At 69.1% G+C, this 3561-nt stretch carries 3 protein-coding genes; all 3 read left to right on the top strand.

The window, feature by feature from the left end; genetic code table 11:
- The first annotated feature begins 164 nt into the window (after window positions 1-164).
- Entirely contained in the window at window positions 165-1682 is a 1518-nt protein-coding gene (locus CCN33_RS22315) for a catalase (protein WP_086695312.1), read from the top strand.
- A gap of 90 nt (window positions 1683-1772) precedes the next feature.
- Window positions 1773-2744: an SDR family NAD(P)-dependent oxidoreductase gene (locus tag CCN33_RS22310; RefSeq protein WP_086695311.1), complete on the top strand. Its 972-nt coding sequence runs from the start codon at window positions 1773-1775 to the stop codon at window positions 2742-2744.
- Between the two features lie 84 nt (window positions 2745-2828).
- Entirely contained in the window at window positions 2829-3374 is a 546-nt protein-coding gene (locus CCN33_RS22305) for a 2'-5' RNA ligase family protein (protein WP_086695310.1), read from the top strand.
- Window positions 3375-3561: the final 187 nt, after the last annotated feature.

The following is a 3561-nucleotide window of genomic DNA, read 5'->3' as shown; positions in this document are numbered from 1 at the left end:
CCCCGTCCCTGCGGCCGGAACTTCACCCACCCAGGTCATCCCGTCCCTGCCCACGTTTGCCACCCCCCGTCGCCGGTCACCCGGTACCCCTGAGCCCATAACCGTCGGCACGGCGTGCGGTACCCGTCGGGCCCGGCGCTTTGGAAAGGAACCGCGAGCTCACCATGACCGAGACTCCCCGCACCACCACCGACTCCGGCGCCCCGGTGGAGAGCGATGAGCATTCGCTCACCGTCGGGCCCGCCGGGCCGATCCTGCTCCAGGACGCGTACCTCATCGAGCAGATGGCCCAGTTCAACCGGGAGCGCATTCCCGAGCGGCAGCCGCATGCCAAGGGCAGCGGGGCCTTCGGGCACTTCGAGGTGACGGGGGACGTCACCCCGTACACGAAGGCGGCCGTCTTCCAGCCGGGGACGCGTACCGATCTGGTCGCCCGGTTCTCGACCGTCGCCGGAGAGCGTGGGAGCCCGGACACCTGGCGTGACCCGCGCGGCTTCGCGGTGAAGTTCTACACCAGCGAAGGCAACTACGACATGGTCGGCAACAACACCCCGGTGTTCTTCGTCAAGGACCCGATGAAGTTCCAGCACTTCATCCGGTCCCAGAAGCGCCGCGCCGACAACAACCTGCGTGACCATGACATGCAGTGGGACTTCTGGACCCTCTCTCCCGAGTCGGCGCACCAGGTCACCTGGCTGATGGGCGACCGGGGTGTGCCGCGCACCTGGCGGCACATGAACGGTTACACCTCGCACACGTACATGTGGATCAACGAGGCCGGCGAGGAGTTCTGGGTCAAGTACCACTTCAAGACCGACCAGGGCATCGAGTTCTTCACCCAGGACGAGGCCGACCAGATGGCGTCGGCCGACACCGACTACCACACGCGTGATCTGTTCGAGCACATCCGGGACGGGGACCACCCGAGCTGGACGCTGTACGTGCAGATCATGCCGTACGCGGACGCCGCCGACTACCGCTTCAACCCCTTCGACCTGACCAAGGTGTGGCCGCACGGCGACTACCCGCTGATCGAGGTCGGCCGGATGACGCTGGACCGGAACCCGACGGACAACCACGCGGAGATCGAGCAGCTCGCGTTCCAGCCGAACAACTTCGTGCCCGGCATCGGACCGAGCCCCGACCGCATGCTGCTGGCCCGGCTCTTCTCGTACGCCGACGCGCATCGCTACCGCATCGGCGCGAACTACGCCCAGCTCCCGGTCAACGCGCCCATCACCGACGTCCACACGTACTCCAAGGACGGCGCGATGGCGTACCGCAAGACCACCGACCCGGTGTACGCCCCGAACTCCAAGGGCGGACCCGCTGCGGACACCGCCAGGTACGGCACGCCACCGACCTGGCACACCGACGGCGACATCACCCGTACGGCCTACGTCTCGCACGCGGAGGACGACGACTGGGGGCAGGCCGGCACTCTCGTCCGCGAGGTGCTGGACGACGACGCCCGCGACCGGCTCGTGGACAACGTCGTCGGCCACCTTCTGAACGGCGTGACCGAGCCCGTGCTCGAGCGTGCCTTCCAGTACTGGTCCAACATCGATGCCAAGATCGGTGCGCGGATCGCCGAAGGCGTGCGCGCCAAGGCCGCCGAGAAGGACCCGAAGGCCGCGGACCAGGGCAACCCCGCCCGTAGCAGCATGCAGCACAAGGCCTGACACCCGGACGCCGAGCGCCCCTCCCCCATCCGTGGGGCGAGGGGCGCTCAGCCGTGTGAAGAGGGCGCGCGTACGGGTACGGCAGATGCCATGAGTGTCACCTCGCTGATCGACACCGCCCTCGACCGCTCCGTCGTCCTCGGCTACGGCTGGCCCGGACTGCTCGTGCGCAAGGCCCTGCCGGACTGGCCCGACGGGCCCGGGCGGATGGACGGCAAGGTCGTCCTGGTCACCGGCGCGGGGTCCGGGGTCGGTCTCGCGGCCGCCGTCGGCTTCGCCAGGCTGGGGGCCTCAGTGCGGGTGCTCGGCCGTAGCGAGCAGCGTGCCGAAGAGGCCGCCGCGCTCACGCGGGAGCAGGCAGGAGACGACGTCGACGTACGGCCCGTCGTGTGCGACGTCAGCAGTCTGGCCGCGCTGCGGGACTTCACCACGCGGTTCCTGGAGGAGGAGGACCGGCTGGACGTGCTGGTCAACAACGCGGGGGTGATGCCGGACGAGCGGCAGTACAGCGTGGACGGGGTGGAGCTGACATTCGCCACGCATGTGCTGGCGCCCTGGGTGCTGATCGAGGAGCTCACGCCGCTGCTCGCCCGCTCCGCGCCGTCGGTGGTGATCAACGTGACCTCGGGCGGGCAGTACGGGCAGCAGCTTCCCGCCGGTGATCCGGAGTCCGAGGAGACGCCGTACAGCCCGAAGAAGTTCTACGCCCGCACCAAGCGGGCTCAGGTGGTAATCACCGAGAAGTGGGCGGAGCGGTTGCACGACCAGGGTGTGCATGTGCACTCGATGCATCCGGGGTGGGCGGACACGAAGGGGGTACGGCAGTGGCTTCCGGTCTTCCGGGCGGTGACCCGGCCCATCATCCGCAGCCCTGCCCAGGGGGCCGACACCATCGTCTGGCTCGGCGCGGCTTCGGAGGCCACCGAGAACGACGGCCTGTTCTGGCACGATCGGCGGCCTCGGCCGACTACGTACCCCCTCGCGGCGGGAGCGGATTCGGAGGAGGCGCGGGAGGAGTTGTGGGAGTACGTCTCGTCCCTTGCGCACGGTGAGAGGACTTGAGGAGCGTTCTGCGGCGGGCGGCATCGCGTTGACGGGTCGAAAAGCGGGGTCGCCGCCCGCCGAGGGGGCTGGTAGACAGACGCGATGACGGCTGACGGCAGGCAGGGACTCCAGGCAGGGCATTCGGGTTTGATCGTCAGGGTTCCGGAGGCGGAGCCGCTGGTACGGGCGTGGCGTGACCGGCTTGATCCCTCGGCCTCTGCCGGCGTTCCGGCACATGTCACGGTGCTTTTTCCGTTTCTCGACGCGCGCAGCATCGATGACGGAGTCTGCGCCGCGATCGGTGAGGTGCTCGGCAGGCACGAGTCCTTCACGGTCCGGTTCGAGCGGTGCGGCCGGTTTCCCGGAGTGCTGTATCTCGACCCCGAACCGGACGCCGGATTCAGGGGTCTGACCGAGGCGGTCGTGGAGCGGTGGCCCGACAACCCGCCCTTCGGCGGGCAGTTCGACGATGTTGTCCCCCACCTGACCGTCGCACAGGGACATGGCGACGACGTCTTGCGGGACGCCCAAGCCGCCCTGCTCAGTGGGCTCCCCGTCACCGCACGGGTCTCCGCGGTCGACTTGCTGATCTACGACGGGACACGGTGGCGACAGCGGGCTTCCTTTCCCCTGGCACAGTCGCGCTAGTCGGACTCTCAGGCGCGGGTCGGTGGCGGTGGAAGTAGGTGTCTGATCAGGGCCGTCACCGCTGCCCCGGCCGGGGCTACGCACCAGCGTTCGGTGCGGGGCAGGACCGGGAGGTCGAGCTGTTGGCGGGACCAGGCGGGGAGGAGGGAGGCGGCTGCGGCGCCGAGGAGGAGGTACGGGGGGAGGA

It is taken from the genome of Streptomyces recifensis (genome assembly GCF_002154615.1).
Classification (GTDB): Bacteria; Actinomycetota; Actinomycetes; order Streptomycetales; family Streptomycetaceae; genus Streptomyces; species Streptomyces griseoluteus.
The sequence above is the reverse complement of the archived record's forward strand: the minus strand, read 5'-3'. Positions and strand labels throughout refer to the sequence as shown.